Consider the following 16,867-nt stretch of genomic DNA (forward strand, 5'->3'; position numbering starts at 1 on the left):
CGACTCCGGCGGCTACTTCGCGGTCGCGCTCACCAAATTAATTCTTTCGTCACGCCGCGCCCGCCAGTTCAACCTGTCGCTCACTCCGTAGAAATCGGGCTGAAAATAAAGGAGCAGCCAGGGACTTTCATCATAAAAGACCTTCAGCATCTCGTTCACGACACGACGCTGCTCGCTTTCGGGTTGCTTCCGGTTGAGCTCCGCCCATCGCGAGAACCACTTCGGATCATCCCAATTCATCGGATTCGTGATTGCATCGGGCGCAGAAAGGTCGGCCATGTCGTAAAGCGCGCTCCAGGTGCCCCCTCCGGTTCCCAGGAAGAACATCGGCCCGGCCTCCTTCTTGGCGCGGGTCAGCGGCAGATAGACGGACGCCCAATCGAGTATTTCGACATCGGTTTTCACGCCGATGTCGGTCAGATACTGCCCAATCGCGAGCATCACGTTCTTGTCGTTCAGATAGCGCCCGTTCGGACCTTGCAACTTCATGTCAAAGCGAACGCCGTCGGCCTTTCGAGGGTATCCTGCGGCGTCGAGGAGCTTCTCCGCCATGGCTGGATCGTATGGATAAGGCTTCAGATCAGGATTGTCGTTCGGAGGGTTCACCAACCCCGTAGCGCGCTTGCAAGGCGCGCGCAGGAGCTGCTCGCAAATCGTCGGGACATCGATCGCATACTGTAAGGCGCGCCGGACCTCCGCCTTGCGCACCGCAAGACCGCCCGGCGTGTTGAAGACAGGCTTGAAATTGAATCCGACATACATACGACGAGTGCCCGCCACAGACTGCACCTTGGCGCCGCCGCTTCTGTTGATCGTATCGATCTGATCGGGAGCAACATTCGTGATAATATCGACATTTCGCGCCATCAGCTCGGCCGCTCGCGTCGAGGCCTCAGGCACGACTCGCCAGACGATACGATCGAAGCTCGCCTTGCGGAGTGGAAAATCCGGAACTTTCTCGATCACGATCCGATCGGACTTGATCCATTCGGCAAAACGGTAGGGACCCGTCCCCACAGGCTTTTGCCCGGCCTGATCGATGGTCATCCTCTCATAGGCGGCCTTGCAAAGGATTTTCACCTCGCTGATCAGCCCAAGCGCGATCGGATTATATTGGTCGATCTCAATGACAGCCGTCGTCGGATCGGGCGCGCTTGCGTTCTTGTACCCAAGGGATGTCAAGACGAAACCGGGCGTGCTTCCCACGAGCTTGTTCGCCGGATCGCGCGCTCTCTTGAAAGTGTATGCGACATCCTCGGCGCTCATGGGCGACCCGTCATGGCACTTCATTCCCGCCCGGATTTTGAATGTGAGCTGTTTCCCATCAGGCGATTCTGAAAAAGACTCCGCAAAATAAGGCACCAGCTTGCCATCATCGTCGATTTCATAGAGCGACATCCAGACGTGATCCGCGATGTTCTGGGTGTCGCGCGAATTGATTTGCTGGGGATCCAGCGTGCTCGCGTCCGATCCATATGCGACCACGGCAGTTCGCGCATCGGGACGTTGCGCCAAAGACGTCTCGCACAGCCCGAGAAGGCCGAGCGCGGCCAAACCGATCCGACAAGCCAAGCTGTTGAGTTCAGTCATCAGAGCCCCCGTCCTGCACGTCTCTGACGCCACTCGGTCCGAAACAGCTTGCGCGGGAAATGGATATCAACAATCATACGCGAGCGTCAGGGCGTATCGACTATTCAACACCGGATGCATCCGGTTGGCTAGCAGGCATATCAACCAACCGAGGCTGTTTTTCGTCACGAGGCCAGACGACAGGCTGACGGGGTTCGCTGTCATCTCAGGAGTTCAACCGCGCTCATGAGCAAGGGGCCGGTCCGCCTTGATATCCAAAATCTCACGACCTGCTTCAGGACGGATCGTGGCGTGGCCCGCGCTGTCGACAGCCTCTCCTTATCGATCGACGTGGGTGAAACACTAGCGCTCGTTGGGGAGTCAGGATCCGGCAAATCTGTCGCCAGCCTGTCTATCATGCGACTTGTCGGCTATCCCGGCTTTATCGCCTCGGGCGAGATCTGGCTGGATGGGCAAAATCTCTTGCTCAAGTCGCCTGAAGAGATGCGCCGAGTTCGCGGCGGCGAAATCGCCATGATTTTCCAGGAGCCGATGACGAGCCTCAACCCGGTCCACAGCGTTGGCGATCAGATCGTCGAAGCCATCCTTCTGCACGACACGCGGTCTCGTTCGGCGGCAAGACGCCATGCCGTCGAGATGCTCGAGCGGGTAGGAATCCCGGACCCGAAACGCCGCGCTGACGCCTTTCCCCACCAATTGTCCGGAGGGATGCGTCAGCGCGTCATGATCGCGATGGCGTTGTGCTGCCGGCCAAAGCTTCTGATCGCGGACGAACCGACAACGGCGTTGGACGTCACCATTCAGGCTCAGATTCTCGAGCTCCTCGGCGACCTGCAGCGAGAATATGGGATGTCAATCCTGTTTGTCACACACGATCTCGGCGTCGTAGCCGAAATCGCCGATCGCGTTGTTGTGATGTATGCAGGGCGTGCGGTGGAGGAAGCCGCCGTGGAAGACATCTTCCTGCGGCCGCGCATGCCCTACACTCGCGGATTGCTCAATTCCGTTCCGCGCGTAGCAGACGCTATCGCAGCAGAGCGGAGACTTGAAGGCATACCGGGCGCGATGCCTGATCCGCTCCATTTGCCGGGAGGGTGCGTGTTTCATCCGCGGTGCTCCCACCGGGCTTCGGCCTGTTCGCTGGCCCCGCCAGATTTCGAGGAGTGTGAACCAGGGCATTTCGTTCGATGCCTGCGCTGGAGAGAGATTGCGCCGGCGTCAATAGCGCCCGACCGCCGTGACTAGTTCAAACGGGAGGGTCGGTGCAGGCGAGCATGGCGCGCTGCTCGATGTCGATCATCTATCCAAAACTTATCACATTCGCCGCGGATTTCTTTTCAGCTCACGCGCGGAGCTGAAAGCCGTTCAAGATGTGTCTTTCCAGATTCAGCCCGGCGAGGTTCTGGGACTGGTTGGCGAATCCGGCTCCGGCAAGACCTCTGTCGGCCGTTGCGTGCTGCGCCTTGAAGATGCGACGGCAGGGGAGGTTCGCTTCAAAGGGCGGAATATTCACAAACTCGATTCCGCCGAGATGCGCGCGGTGCGAAAATCCATGCAGGTGGTTTTTCAGGACCCTTATGCCAGCCTCAATCCCCGCCTGACAGTTCGCGAGACGCTTTCCCAGTCGCTGAACATCCATGGCATGTCTCCAGGACGTGAACGCGAGCCCAGGCTGCGCGAGCTCGTCTCGCTTGTCGGCCTCCCGGCGGCCTATCTTGATCGATATCCTCACGAGTTTTCCGGCGGTCAACGGCAAAGGATAGGAATAGCGAGAGCTCTTTCCGTCAAACCTCAGTTTATCGTCGCCGATGAAGCCGTGTCGGCGCTGGACGTCTCGGTTCGTGCGCAAATCATCAATCTGCTGCAGGAACTTCGAAAGAGTCTCGGGCTGGCGATGCTGTTCATTTCCCACGATCTGGCGATCGTCGAGTATATCTCTGACCGCGTCGCCGTCATGTATTTGGGCAAGATCATGGAGATCGCCAAAGCCCGTGATATCTATCGCGATCCAAAGCACCCCTACACAAAAGCCCTGTTGTCCGCCGCCCCGACGCCAGATCCAACGAGAAAGCGCAAAAGAACTATTTTGAGAGGCGATATTCCGAGCCCCATTAATCCGCCGGAAGGCTGTGTCTTCCGCACGCGCTGCCCGATCGCATCGGAGGAATGCCGGACAATTTCACCGCGCTTGCTGCAAGTCGGCGTTGACCATTTCGCCGCATGCATCAAGCTGTGAAGGATGAAATTTTGAATTGAAGCACCGCTTCCATGAATCCTAACGCTCTCCGTTATTTCATCGCTGTCGCTGAACAGAAATCTCTTCGCGCGGCGGGCGATCTCCTTCATATCTCGCAATCCGCTCTCAGCCGGCAGATCATGAATCTTGAGAATGAATTGGGAGCGCCTCTCCTCGAACGCCTGCCGCGCGGCATCAGACTCACTTCAGCCGGCGAGTTGTTCCTGACTTACGCCAGGCAGGGCGTCGGCGAATTCGATCGGCTGCGCAGTGAAGTCAGCGCGTTGCAAGGTCTCTATCGCGGCACGATCCGAATCGCTGCGCCGGAGGCTTTCATGCAAATGGCCCTGCCCGATTGCATCTGCGATTTCCGCAGGCGCTATCCGGGCGTCAACATTATTGTGAAGCTCGGAACAACCAGCGCTGTGGTGAATGACGTGCGCGACGGTCATGTCGACTTCGGCATTGCGTTCAATCCCGCGCTCGACGCCGAAGTCACGCGCTTTCACGAGATCCCGGAACGCATTGTCGCAGCGATGGCGCCGACGCATCCGCTGGCGTCGCGCAAGCGCATGTCGCTTGGCGATCTCGACGGCGCGCCGCTTGCGCTTCCCCTGCCAAGCTCCGCGACAGGCGAACTGATTTTCCGTGCGGCTCGTGAAGCGGGTGTCAAGCTCCGCGCCGCTGTGGAAACCAGCTCGGTGCAGATGCGCGTGCGAATGGCGCTCGAATCCGACCTTGTCGCGATCCTCGCCCATATCTCGGTCGCCGACCTCGTGCGCGAGGGCCGCCTGCATCAGGTGCCGTTGAGAGACCGCCTGCTGGGCCAGGGCAAGATCGTGCTATTCGGCCTCTCGGGGAGACGCCTTTCGGTGGCCGCCGACAAGTTCCTGAAGCTTTTTCACAGCGAGCTTCAATCCCCCCGTTTTCGCGCCCAGATCGCCGGCCGGGGACGCTGACCGTGGATCGAAATATTCGCGCAGACCCGTGCCGAACAGATTGATCGCAAGCACGAGGACAATGATCGCGACGCCGGCCGAGTCTGCAATCCATGGAGCGACGAACAGCCGGTCGCGTCCCTCCGCCAGAATATTGCCCCACGTCGCGGCGGGCGGCGGGACGCCGAGGCCGAGAAACGACAGAGCGGTCTCCTGAAGGATCATCTGCGCGACCTGCAGCGTCGCCAGCACCGTCAGCACGGGAATCATCTGCGGAATGATGTGGCGCAGGATGATATAAAAGTCGCTGGCGCCATAGGCGGCGGCGGCTTCGACAAAGGTCCGCTGCTTCATCGACCGGGCAAGGCCGAAGATCACGCGCGCATAGATCATCCAGCGCGAGACGCCAAGAACGAGAATGAGGTTGAACGCGCCGCCGCCAATCGCCGCGACGATCAGGATCGCAAGAAGCACATCCGGCAGCGCCATATGCGCGTCCGCGAGGCGCATGATAATCTGTTCCGCGCGACCGCCACGATAGCCAGCGACCACGCCGGCCACGAGTCCGATCAGACAGGACAGGCACATGGAGGCGACGCCAACCATCAGCGAAATGCGCGAGCCATAGATCAGTCGCGACAGGAGATCGCGGCCGTAATTGTCGGTGCCAAGCAGGTTCAGCGTCGATCCCCCGCTCATCCAGAATGGCGGACGCAGGCGCCGCACCAGATTCTGCTTGTAGGGATCATAAGGCGCGATCCAGTCGGCGAAGACGGCGACAAACACGATCGCCAGCACGAAGCCGCCGCCGATCCAGAGCTTGGGATTGCTCTTCGAGAACATGCCGATCATTGCCTGATCCGCGGATCGACGACGCCTTGCAGAATGTCGACGATAAGACTCGCCAGCACGATCGTCAGGCTGACGAAGAAAACGGCCGCCAGCACCACGGGCGCATCGCGATGAAACACGGCGCTCACCATGAGCCGGCCAAGGCCGGGCCAGGCGAAGATGCTCTCGGTGATAATCGATCCCGCCATGAGCGTTCCGACCTGGATGCCGAGGAAACTCAGCAGGGGATTGAGCGCGTTCGGAAACAGATGCCGCATCAGGATATGCAGCGGCGACAGGCCCTTCGCGCGCGCGGTCACCACGAATTGCTCGCTCATGAGATCGATGATGGCGGCGCGCGTGACGAGAAGGAAATTCGGCAGCAGGATCGTCGCCAGAGTGATCGCCGGGAGAACGACGTGCCGCCATTCGCCACGACCTGACGTTGGCAGCCACTGCAGCTTCAGCGCGAAGAACTGGATGAGGAGGATTCCGAGCCAGAAGCTGGGCATGGATTGCCCGGTCACCGCCAGCGAAGAGAGGATCGCATCGGCAAGCTTGTCGCGCTGGATCGCCGCGATGAGTCCGCCGATCACGCCCAGCACGACGGCCAAAGACAAGGCGACGGTCAGAAGCTGGACCGTCGGGCCGATCGCCGTCAGCACCGCATCAATCGCAGGTCCGCCATATTGCAGGGAGTCGCCGAAATTCCCCTGAGCCACATCGCGAAGATAAATCAGATACTGGATCAGAAGCGGGCGATCGAGATGGAGGCGCTCGGTCAGCGCCGCCACCTGTTCCGGCGTTCGGTTGATGTCGAGATAGATGTCGACCGGGTTGCCCGTCACCCGCAGGACAAGGAAGCACACGAAGCTGACGAGCAGCAAGGTGAGCGGCGCGAACGCCAGCCTGCGAGCAATGAGCCTCAACATCTATTTCAGTTCAACCTTTGATAACCTCAGCACCTTGTCTGACGCCGCGCCGAACCCTGCAATTTTCGTGCTCGCCGCATAGACGCTCGGCAAACCGAACAGGAAAATGGCCGGATTCTCCTCGAACATCACGCCGCTCATCTGGTGATAGGCCTTGACGCGTTCCGCCTCGTCGTTGGTCGAGCGGCCCATCGCGAAGAACTTCTCATAGTCGTCATTCACCCAGACCGTCCTTTTGCCGCCCTTGGTGAACCAGACCGAAGCAAAATCCGCATCGCCAAGATTATACCAGGCGACCATAGAGAGCGGGCCAAGTTCGTTCGCGATCGATATCTTGGAATAGACGCCGCCTTCGACGACATTCACCGTCGCCTTGACGCCGACCTCGTTCAACATGCCGGCGATCACGTTGCACATATCGACGTCGGAGACATATTTCCCCGATTGCGTCGTAATCGGCACCTGCGTGCTGAAGTTATAGCCGGCCTCCTGCAGCATCTTCCTGGCTTTTGCAGGATCGAAGGGGCGCGCCTTCAGCGAGGGATCGAATCCGAGCGCCGAACTCGTCAGCAACTGGCCCTGCAGCAATTCGCCATGGCCCTTCAGGATTTCCTTGAGGATGGTTGGCTTGTCGATCGCGTAATCCAGCGCCTCGCGCACTTTCGGATTGTCGAAAGGCGGCTTGCGCACATCATAGGTCAGGATCAGCCCGGCCGAAGTCGGGATCTCATCGATCTTCGCGCGCCCTGAAGTGTTCACCTGGTCGATCAGGTCGATCGGGACTTCCTCGATGATCTGCGTCTCGCCGGCGAGAAGGGACGCGACCCGCGTCGCGGCTTCGGGGATTTCGCGGATGACCAGCTTGTCGAATTTCGGCGCGCCGCCCCAATAGTCGGGATTGGCCTTAAGTTCGTAACGATCTCCCGGCGTGTAGGATTGGAAGATGAAAGGCCCGGTTCCCAGCGGCTTCTTGATGACGCCCTGCGCGCCCACCTGTTCATAATAGTGCTTGGGTTCGATGATGATGTCGGACATGCCGCGCACAAGCGTGGGAAAGACGACTTTCGTCTTCACATCCACGGTATAATCGTCGACGACCGTAGCTCCCGAGACCTGCCCGATGCGCGCAAGCAATCCATATCCGACCTGAGGATCGACAATGCGATTGATCGTGAACACCACGTCAGCCGCGGTGAAAGGCTTGCCGTCGTGCCACTTCACGCCTTTGCGCAGATGAAAACGCCATGTGGTGTCGTTGACGGCTTCCCACTTCTCGGCAAGCCCGGGATGGAGCGCGCCGGCATTGTCGCGGCCGACAAGGGATTCGTTTGTCTGTTCAAGGAGGCTGAGCGAAGCGAAAGAGCTCTGGCCCGTCTGGAGCGACTGTGGAAACACCGAGGCGGCAACCACAAGCGTTTTTTCGGCGGCCCGTGCTGAGACGATGGCGGCTGCCGAGAGAAGCGCAGCGGCGAATGGAATAAGCTTTCGCATGATTGTCCCCCGCTTCAAGTGGTTGCTGGAAGCGGCTGGCCAATGACGGGCAATTCTTCGGGCGCCAGACCGAGAGTCATCAGCCGGTAGCCCTTGTCCGTCACTTCAACCAGATCTTCCGTATGATACTTCGAGCCTTCTCCGTCCGACGTCGTCGGCTCGATATTCAGGATCATTCCGGCCTGGATCTTCGTCTTCTCCCCCGGCCTCAGCATCGGCGTCTCATGAAGCTCGACGCCAAAGCTGTGCCCGATATGTGGCATCGTGAAAGGCACGTTGTGCTTCTTGAATTCGCCAAGCGTTAAAAAGTAGAGATCTTCCGCTGCAATGCCGGGGCGCACCGCCTCGATCACCGCGCGCTGAATCCTGACGAGCACCGCATGGGTCTGGCGCTGCATCGCCGACGGATTGCCCGTGGAGTAGGTGCGGGCGAAGTCGCTGTAGTAGGACCCATAAGCGCCGCCGAGATCAAAGCGGATGATCTCGCCTTCCCTGGGCACGCGATCGCTCGCCATGGCATGCGACTGGGGCGTGCGATCGCCGCTGGCGAAGCAGAGGAAGGCTGTGCCATCCGCGCCATTGCGGATAATGCCGCTCGCGATCTTCAGGCACATGTCGCGCTCGCTGTCGCCCAGCTTGCTCTGCGCCATGCCGTCGATTACCGCCTGATGGGTGCCGCGCGTCGCCCATTCGACATGGGCGATCTCGCCGCGCGTCTTGATGGCGCGCACCGACGAGACGGCCTCCGTTGTATTCTCGATCTTCAATTTCGGAAGATTCTTCGCCAGCCGCTCATAGGAGCTGTAAGGAAGGAAATCAGTGTCGAGGCCGATCCTGCCCTCGCCAACGCCGAGCGCCGACAGCCGCTTTGCGAGAACGTCCATGGGGTGATCGACGAACTCGGTGTAAGTATGGATCGTCTCGACCCAACCATCCGCCTTCGCCAGCGACAACTCGATGCTGCAGATGACGAGCTCGGGATCGCCCTTCTTTGGAATGATGAGAAACGCCTGCCGGGGCCGGATCATGTTCACCGTCAGGATATGCAGGCCCGATCCATATGCGAAATTTTCGGGGCTCATCAGCACGAGCGCATCGACGCCGAGTCGATCCGCCAGCGCGCGAAGCTGCGGCTCTTTCGAAATCGCCTTGCTCATCAAAGAGTCTCCTTGCCTGATGGATGACGGGATGGGGCGTGGCCCACAACTCTGACGCGGCGTTCATCAACAACGCGCAAGGCTGCCGCCATGCGCGAAGGCCATGGCCGCGAAAGATTGGAGCGCGCGCCGGCCATTTCAGACGGAAAGGCGAAGCGCGGCGAGGCGGGGATTTGTCTGGCGAACAACATCAAGGCCCCTCCTCCTGCGCCCGGTCAGATCACGAATCCTGCGCCCGGTCAGATCACGAAAATCTCTTCATTGGGAAAGACGATCGACCTGCGGACGGAGCCGCTTGCGGTGATCTCGTAGAGATCCTCCATGTGATAGCCAACTTTTCCCGGCCAACGGATGCGCGTCTCGATCGTGCTCATCATGCCCGCTTCGTAGGGAATATCCTCGAAGGCGTTCACATAGGGCCGCTCGTGGAGAACAAGGCCGATGCCGTGACCGTTATGGGAGTATGGGAACTCCATGCCCGCCCTTGTCTGCAGCTCTTTCGCCTTCTCATAAAGCATGCGGCCTGTGTTTCCCGGCCGAAGCATGTCGGCCACCGCGTGATGAATCTCGCGCAACCGACTCCAATAGGACTTGTCCTCGTCAGTGAGCTTTCCGAGTTTCGCGGTGCGGCCGAGATTCGAATAATATTCGCCGTAGGAGCCGCCTGAGTCAGCTTTGACGATATCGCCCTTCTGCACGCGATAGTCTCCTGGCGTCGCGTGCGGAAAGCCGGTGTTCGGGCCTGCGTTGATATGGTTGAACGCGACGGAGTCGGCGCCGGAAATGAGGATATTCTCCGCCAGCCGGATCGCCATCAGACGCTCAGTGTCGTTTGGCTGGATCATGCCGTAGGTCGCGAGAAACGCCTTCTCGGTGCTCTGATAGGCGTCGGTGAGGCGCTCGCGCTCGCGCGGCGTCTTGACCATCCGGACACGCGTGAGCAGGCCCTCCGCCTTGCTCACTTTCATCTGCGGCAGGGCGGCCGTAAGCTGATTGAACGAGCGCGCCGGGAGGTAATCGATTTCGAGGCCTATGTGGCCGCGCTCGAGTTTCAATTCCCGCAGAATCTCTGCAAGCGCGTCGACGGGATCGGTGACGAACTCGCGATAGCTGCGAATATCTGAGATCCAGCTTTCCTGCGCGACATAGGCCTGCTCGACAAAGCAGACCAGCGCAATCGGATCGCGCCCCTTCGCCCAGATGATGAAGGCGAGACGATCGCGGAGAGTCGCCTGGGTCGCGATATGAACATCGCCCATATAGCGAACATTCTCGGGCGAAACGACAACGACTGCGTCGAACTCGCTTTTCTCGATCGCCGACCTCAGGCGAGGCAGATCCCCGATCGCGTCGGACATCGATTTCTTGGCTTTCATCGGGCTCTCGCTTGCGTCAGACAAATGTCATCAAACCGGACCGATGCCGACAAGCGCGATTATTCGCTCAGCGCGATGCCGAATCTGCAATCCTGGAGCGGAGGACCTTTCTGTCCGCTCATTCGCGGCTCAACCCGCCGCGCTCAAAAACGACGCCAATGCTCGTTGCTCTGGTGAACAAGCGTGCGCTTCTCGAAGTTCGGCGGTCGCGCGCCCACCGGATCGTCTTGGGAAACTTGCGAAACCGCCCGCCACGAAGGATGCTCGCCAGCACAACTCGCCCAAAGGATATGTGATGTCCGTCGATGCTCAAGCCGCCACTGACCGCCTCATGCGCCTGCTCGCTATCGAGGGCGTGACTGGAAAGGAAGCGGCGATAGGGCGTGAGCTCGCTGTGATGCTGCAAGAAAACGGCGTGCCCGCCGATGCGATCCGTCTCGACGACGCCAATACGCGCATTCCCGTGCCGACCGAGACCGGCAACCTCGTCGTCGATCTGCCCGGTCGCGGCGCGCTGCATAATCAGCCGCGGATCATGTTCATGACCCACATGGACACCGTGCCCCTATGCGCCGGAGCTAAGCCTAAGCTCGCTGGCCGCAAGATCGTCAACGAAGTGAAGACGGCGCTTGGCGGCGACAACCGTTGCGGCTGTGGCGTTCTCGTGACTCTGGCGGCGGAGCTGGCGAAGCAGAAGCTCGACCATCCGCCGATTACGCTCTTGTTCTGCGTGCGCGAGGAGAGCGGGCTCTGGGGCGCGCGCCACGTCAGGACGCAGGACCTCGGCTCGCCCGTCATGGCCTTCAATTATGATGGCGGTTCCGCCTCCAATGTCACTATCGGCGCCGTCGGCGCAGATCGCTGGCAGGTCGAAATCTTCGGCCGCGCCTCCCACGCCGGCGTTGCGCCGGAGCGCGGGATCAGTTCGACCATGATTCTTGCACTCGCGCTCGCCGAGGTGAAGTCCGGCGGCTGGTTTGGCAAAGTCGTGAAGCGCAAGCTGCGAGGCACGAGCAATGTCGGCCCCGTCACAGGCGGCGAAGGTCGGCCGGCTGGAGACGCGACCAACGTCGTCACCGACTATGTGCATGTGCTCGGAGAAAGCCGCAGCCACGATGCGAAATTCTTCAAGGAGATCACCAAAGCCTACAAGACAGCGTTCGAGAAAGCTGCAAAGCGGGTCAAGAACAGCGAGGGCAAATCGGGCCGCGTCAAGTTCAAGGCCGAAACCAGCTATTATCCGTTCCGCATGAAGGAGAGCCTGCCGGTCGTTAAGCGCGCGATCGCAGCTGTGTCCGCCATCGGCGGAACGCCTGATATTCGTGCAGCGAATGGCGGCCTCGACGCGAACTGGATGGTCCGCCACGGAGTTCCGACCGTGACTTTCGGAGCGGGGCAGAACGAGCCGCACACAATCGACGAATGGATCAATCTCGACGAGTATGATCGGGCCTGCGCGCTTGCAGTGCAGCTCGCAACAATGCGATGAATTGGTTGCGTTGATATCATCGGCGCGCTGTCATGTCGGGAGTCGTTTGATGGATGTAGCGACCGGGAATGCGGGCCTTGATGACGAGCAGCGGCGCGACGGTTTCCGTTCGCACACCTCGCACTGGGGCGCTTTTTCGGCGCGCTGGCGCGAAGGCCAGCTCGATGTCCGGCCCCATCCGGTCGATCCCGATCCCAACCGCGTCATCGAGAATTTTCCGAGCGCGCTGCGCCATCAGGCGCGCATCGCGCGCCCTATGGTTCGTCGCGGCTGGCTGGAGCGCGGGCCCGGCCCCGACTCGCGCCGGGGCCGCGACGAGTTCGTGCCCCTGTCCTGGGAGGAAGCGCTTGATCTTCTCGGCAAGGAGCTCGCCCGCGTTCGCTCCGAGCATGGGCCAGGCGCCGTTTTCGGCGGTTCCTACGGATGGGCGAGCGCTGGCCGATTCCATCACGCGCAGAGCCAGATTCACCGCTTCCTGAACACGGCGATGGGCGGCTATGTCCGCTCGGTCAACAGCTACAGCTCCGGCGCCTCATCAGTGCTGCTGCCGCACATCATGTGCGCGCCAGAGGATATGACGCGCCGAAACGTGTCCTGGGAGCAGATCGTCGAGCATTCCGACATCGTGCTCGCATTCGGCGGCATGGCGCTCAAGAACAGCATGGTCGCCGGCGGGAGCATTAGCGAGCATGTCGAGCGCGGCGCGATGGATCGCGCGCGCCAACGCGGCTGCGAATTCGTGCTCGTCAGTCCGCTGCGCGGCGACATGCCTGAAGAAGCCGGCGCCGAGTGGATTCCCAGCATACCCGGAACAGACACGGCGCTGATGCTGGCGCTGATCCACACCCTGGTCATCGAAGGCCGGCACGATCGCGCCTTTCTCGAGCGATACACAGTCGGCTGGCCGATCTTCGAACGCTATCTGCTTGGCGAGAACGACGGGCAGCCGAAGGACGCGGCCTGGGCGGCGTCGATCTGTGGCCTTGCAGCGGATGACATCCGGGTCCTGGCGCGGCGGCTTCATGGTCGTCGAAGCCTCATCGTTGTCGCGCATTCGCTGCAACGCGCGGAATATGGCGAACAGCCGGTCTGGGCGGCGGCTGCGCTGGCTTCGACGCTCGGACAGATCGGGCTGCCGGGCGGCGGTTACGCCTATGCGCTTGGGGCGATCGGCTATTACGGCCGCCGCGCCAACGCGGCCCCTGGCCCAACCTTGTCGCAAGGCCGCAACGGCGTCGCCGACTTTATCCCGGTCGCGCGCATCGCCGACATGCTGCTCAACCCCGGCGATTCCTATCGCTATAACGGGCAGACGCGCGTCTATCCCGATATCCGCCTCGTCTATTGGGCGGGCGGGAATCCCTTCCATCATCACCAGGACCTCAACCGCCTGCGCAAAGCGTTTGCGCGCGTCGACACGCTCGTCGTGCATGAACTTGCGTGGACGGCGACAGCGCGCCATGCGGATTTCGTGCTGCCCTGCACGATGACGCTCGAGCGCGAGGACATCGGCTACAGCGCCAACGATCCGCTGATGGTGGCGATGCAGCAGGTGGTCGCCCCTTATGGCGAAGCGCGCGACGATTACGCGATCTTCTCGGACCTCGCGGCGAGGCTCGGCGCGACTGAAGCTTTCACCGAAGGGCGCACGACGCGCCAATGGCTGGAATATCTGTATGAGCCCACGCGCGCCGCGCTCGACAAGCAGGGCGCGCCGGCGCCGAGCTTCGAGGAATTCTGGCAAGCGGGCGAACTCAGATTGCCGCAAGCGCCCGACGACGGCGGCGTATTGCGACGCTTCCGCGAGGATCCTTCTGCTTATCCGCTATCGACGCCCAGCGGCCGGATCGAGATTTTCTCCGAAACCATCGCAAGCTTCAACGAGCCAGACTGCCTCGGCCATCCCGCATGGTTTCCCCGCGTCGAAGCTCCGAACCAGCGCTCGCCATTCTTTCTCGTCGCCAATCAGCCGGCGACGCGCCTGCACAGCCAGCTCGATTTCGGCGGCCACAGCGCCGACGCCAAGCAACGCGGCCGCGAAGTCGCGCGCATGCATCCCGACGACGCCGCCATTCGCGGCATCAAGGACGGCGACATCATTCGCCTGTTCAATGATCGCGGAGCTTGCCTCGCCGCCGTTCGTGTCGCCGACGATATCCGCCGCGGCGTCGTGCAATTGCCGACCGGCGCCTGGTATGACCCGGAAGATCCCGACGAAGACATGTCGCTTTGCGTGCATGGCAATCCCAACGTGCTCACGCGAGACATCGGGACGTCGAATCTGGCGCAAGGCTGCACCGGCCAGATCACGATCGTGCAAGTCGAGCGCTTCAACGGAAATCTGCCGCCCATTCGCGCCTATGACGCGCCGGCCGAAGCGAAGCTTTCTCGCGGCGCGTGATTTAAGAATCCGCGCGCCATGTGAAAACCGGCGCGCGTGAACCATCGCTCGCGCGTCGAGGAAGCGCCATGGAGCAGGCGAGCGCGCCGGTGGCTTGTGCCTTTATCATCCGCTTGACTTGTATCTTATTTGTATCCTTTAATGCTCCCGCTGGGGGAGCTGGTGGTCCGTTATCTCGACATTGCGGAGAGCCTTGAAGCCGATCTGCGCGCCGCCGGCGGCTCGCAGCCGCGCCCGCTCCCGTCCGAGAACGAGCTGTGCTCGCGCTTCGGAGCCAGCCGGACGACGATCCGCGCCGCGCTCGACCGGCTGGAAAAACAGGGGTTGATCGAGCGACGGCAGGGTAGCGGCACCTTTTTCAGGCCGCCGCAAATCGTCAAACACCTTGGCAGTCTTGTTGATTTTCACACGGAGTCGCGCGCCGCCGGCCGAACGCCGCGCACTCGCCTGATCAGTCTGGAGAGGCGCAAGGCGACCACGGCCGAATTCGCGCTGTTCGGGGCCGAGGCCGCCCACGACGGCGTCGGCGAGCTGCTTCGCCTGCGTTGTCTCGACGATCAGCCTGCAGTCCTCCAGCGCTCTTATGTCTCGGCTCGCTATCTCGGACCTGAGGCTGAGAGCGAGCTCAACAACGCCTCTCTTTACAGATACCTTTTCGTACAACATGGGCTTTCCGCCGCATCAATCGAGGAGACGCTGGAGCCGGTCAATGTCGCCGCCGGCGAAGCGGCGCTGCTGGAAATTCCGGAAGGCTCCGCGGTCTTTCGTTCGCACAGGACCGCGCGCGATCGCGACGGGCGCGTGATCGAGGTGAGCGACAATCTCGTGCGCGGCGATCTCTATCGCTTCAGCGTGCATCGCAGGCTCGGAGACGACGAGCCATGAGCGTCGTGCTCGCCTGCGATCTCGGTGGAACGAGTTTCCGCGCCGCCCTTGTCGATCGCGAGGGCGAGGCGCGCGCAACGCATGTCATTCAAGGACCGACGACGCGCGATCGCCTCGGCTGGTCGGAGATCGATCCGGCTGATTGGTGGCGCGCGTTGATCGAGGCGGCAAGCGCATTGCGCGAGGCGGAGCCCACGCTGTTCTCAAAAATCCGCGCGGTCGCGATCTGCGGCGTGACGCGCACGCAAGTCTTTCTGGGCCGCGACGGCGAACCGTTGAGGCACGCGATCACATGGCGCGACGCGCGCGCGGAGCGCTCCGTTGACGCGCTATCCGCCACGCTGCCGCAGGACCATCCCGAGCGCGCCCAGATCAATGCGTTTCATCCGCTCGCGCGCCTCGCCTGGCTTCGCGACGAAGAGGAAGCCTGCTTCCGCAGAGTGACGACGATCCTTGATCCCAAGGACTTTCTGAATTTCAAGCTGACGGGCCAACGCGCCAGCGATCCGATCTCCATGGCGCGTCTCGCCGCGGCGGCGGCGCCGGCCGCAGATGGGCGATCATTGCTTGATGCTATCGGCGCGCCGCGCTCGATTCTGCCGGAGTTGCGTGAGCCCACAGCCGATGTCGCGCGCATTCGCGACGATCTGCCGGCGCCGTTCGACTCTCTTGCGGGCGTTCCCGTGATTTGCTGCTCGACCGACACCTGGGCGGCGGTCGCCGGCCTCGGCGCGCTGCAGGATGGTTTCGCCTACAACATCTCAGGCACGACGGAAGTCTTCGGCGTCATGAGCGAGGAGCGCGGCTTCGCCGACGGTCTGATGTCGGTCGACTGGCGCGGTCTTTTCCAGCTTGGCGGACCTGGACAAAACGGCGCCGACACTGTCGCATGGCTCATGTCGCTGCTGCATCCGGGCGACGCGATTTCGCCACCACCGGTCGCCGCGCGACTTGACGCGCTGCTTTCAGCGCGTCGCGATCCGCAACCGCTGCTGTTTCTGCCCTATCTTCAGGGCGAACGAACGCCCTATTGGGACCCGTCGCTGCGCGGCGCCTTCATCGGTCTCAATCGCGCGCACGGCGCTGGCGATCTCGCCTGGGCTGTGCTGGAAGGCGTCGCTTTCCTCAATCGCGTCGTGATGGAACGCGCGGAAAGCGCGCTGGGCCGCAGGGTGTCGGAGATCCGCTTTGGAGGCGGGGCCGCCTCCAATCCGATCTGGCGCCAGATCAAGGCCGACATCTGCGAACGGCCTGTCGTGACGCCAGTCGCGCCGGAGCCCGGGCTCCTCGGCGCGGCGATCGTCGCCTGGACGGGCGTCGGCGAATTTCTGACGATCTCAGACGCGCAACACGCGCTCGTGAAAGCGACGCGTCGATATGAGCCTGACCCGACGCGCGCCGCCGCCTATCGCAAACTCTTCGATCTCTACCGCCGCAGCGAGTCCGCGCTGGCGGCGATTTCGCGCGATCTCGCCGCGCTCGCCCGCCAGTCGGGCGCGCTGCCCGGCGTTCACGGCCCTCTTTTCACGTTCGGGGATTGA

The 16,867-nt window shown here is 61.6% G+C and carries 13 protein-coding genes; 7 read left to right on the forward strand and 6 right to left on the reverse strand.

Annotated elements, in window-relative coordinates; translation table 11 throughout:
* Positions 1–12: 12 nt before the first annotated feature.
* Complete coding sequence (locus L8F45_RS15400) at positions 13–1,590, reverse strand: ABC transporter substrate-binding protein (protein ID WP_342358760.1); 1,578 nt, start codon at positions 1,588–1,590, stop codon at positions 13–15.
* A gap of 225 nt (positions 1,591–1,815) precedes the next feature.
* Between L8F45_RS15400 and L8F45_RS15405 the strand changes: the two genes are divergently transcribed.
* Genes L8F45_RS15405 through L8F45_RS15415 form a run of 3 tightly spaced genes read left to right on the forward strand, consistent with a single transcriptional unit; the run spans position 1,816 to position 4,785 of the window.
* Entirely contained in the window at positions 1,816–2,835 is a 1,020-nt protein-coding gene (locus L8F45_RS15405; protein ID WP_342358761.1) for an ABC transporter ATP-binding protein, read from the forward strand.
* The gene (locus L8F45_RS15410; protein ID WP_425329926.1) at positions 2,828–3,826 is read left to right on the forward strand and encodes an ABC transporter ATP-binding protein; all 999 of its coding nucleotides are present in this window, start codon (positions 2,828–2,830) and stop codon (positions 3,824–3,826) included. The genes L8F45_RS15405 and L8F45_RS15410 overlap by 8 nt, the downstream gene beginning before the upstream one ends.
* A gap of 32 nt (positions 3,827–3,858) precedes the next feature.
* A complete protein-coding gene (locus L8F45_RS15415) occupies positions 3,859–4,785 on the forward strand; it encodes a LysR family transcriptional regulator (protein WP_342358762.1) in 927 nt (308 codons plus the stop codon).
* Here L8F45_RS15415 and L8F45_RS15420 read toward each other — a convergent pair.
* The 5 genes from L8F45_RS15420 to L8F45_RS15440 all read right to left on the reverse strand — a co-directional run bounded on the left by L8F45_RS15420 (position 4,669) and on the right by L8F45_RS15440 (position 10,551).
* Positions 4,669–5,616: an ABC transporter permease gene (locus L8F45_RS15420; protein ID WP_342358763.1), complete on the reverse strand. Its 948-nt coding sequence runs from the start codon at positions 5,614–5,616 to the stop codon at positions 4,669–4,671. The genes L8F45_RS15415 and L8F45_RS15420 overlap by 117 nt on opposite strands.
* Entirely contained in the window at positions 5,613–6,527 is a 915-nt protein-coding gene (locus L8F45_RS15425) for an ABC transporter permease (RefSeq protein WP_342358764.1), read from the reverse strand. The genes L8F45_RS15420 and L8F45_RS15425 overlap by 4 nt, the downstream gene beginning before the upstream one ends.
* A complete protein-coding gene (locus tag L8F45_RS15430; protein ID WP_342358765.1) occupies positions 6,528–8,018 on the reverse strand; it encodes an ABC transporter substrate-binding protein in 1,491 nt (496 codons plus the stop codon). It abuts the gene before it with no gap.
* A gap of 14 nt (positions 8,019–8,032) precedes the next feature.
* Entirely contained in the window at positions 8,033–9,175 is a 1,143-nt protein-coding gene (locus L8F45_RS15435; protein WP_342358766.1) for a M24 family metallopeptidase, read from the reverse strand.
* A gap of 239 nt (positions 9,176–9,414) precedes the next feature.
* Positions 9,415–10,551: a M24 family metallopeptidase gene (locus L8F45_RS15440; RefSeq protein WP_342358767.1), complete on the reverse strand. Its 1,137-nt coding sequence runs from the start codon at positions 10,549–10,551 to the stop codon at positions 9,415–9,417.
* Positions 10,552–10,846: 295 nt separating this feature from the next.
* Here L8F45_RS15440 and L8F45_RS15445 point away from each other — a divergent pair, with 295 nt between their 5' ends.
* From L8F45_RS15445 to L8F45_RS15460, 4 genes are all read left to right on the forward strand, one after another.
* Positions 10,847–12,040, forward strand: a complete 1,194-nt coding sequence (locus L8F45_RS15445; protein WP_342358768.1) for a M20/M25/M40 family metallo-hydrolase — start codon at positions 10,847–10,849, stop codon at positions 12,038–12,040.
* Between the two features lie 49 nt (positions 12,041–12,089).
* On the forward strand, positions 12,090–14,441 hold the full coding sequence (locus tag L8F45_RS15450) for a molybdopterin guanine dinucleotide-containing S/N-oxide reductase (RefSeq protein ID WP_342358769.1): 2,352 nt from the start codon (positions 12,090–12,092) through the stop codon (positions 14,439–14,441).
* Positions 14,442–14,603: 162 nt separating this feature from the next.
* Positions 14,604–15,326, forward strand: coding sequence for a GntR family transcriptional regulator (locus tag L8F45_RS15455; RefSeq protein ID WP_342358770.1), 723 nt, complete (start codon positions 14,604–14,606; stop codon positions 15,324–15,326).
* The gene (locus L8F45_RS15460) at positions 15,323–16,867 is read left to right on the forward strand and encodes a xylulokinase (RefSeq protein WP_342358771.1); all 1,545 of its coding nucleotides are present in this window, start codon (positions 15,323–15,325) and stop codon (positions 16,865–16,867) included. Before L8F45_RS15455 ends, L8F45_RS15460 begins: the two co-directional genes overlap by 4 nt.

The organism is Terrirubrum flagellatum (assembly GCF_022059845.1).
Classification (GTDB): Bacteria; Pseudomonadota; Alphaproteobacteria; order Rhizobiales; family Beijerinckiaceae; genus Terrirubrum; species Terrirubrum flagellatum.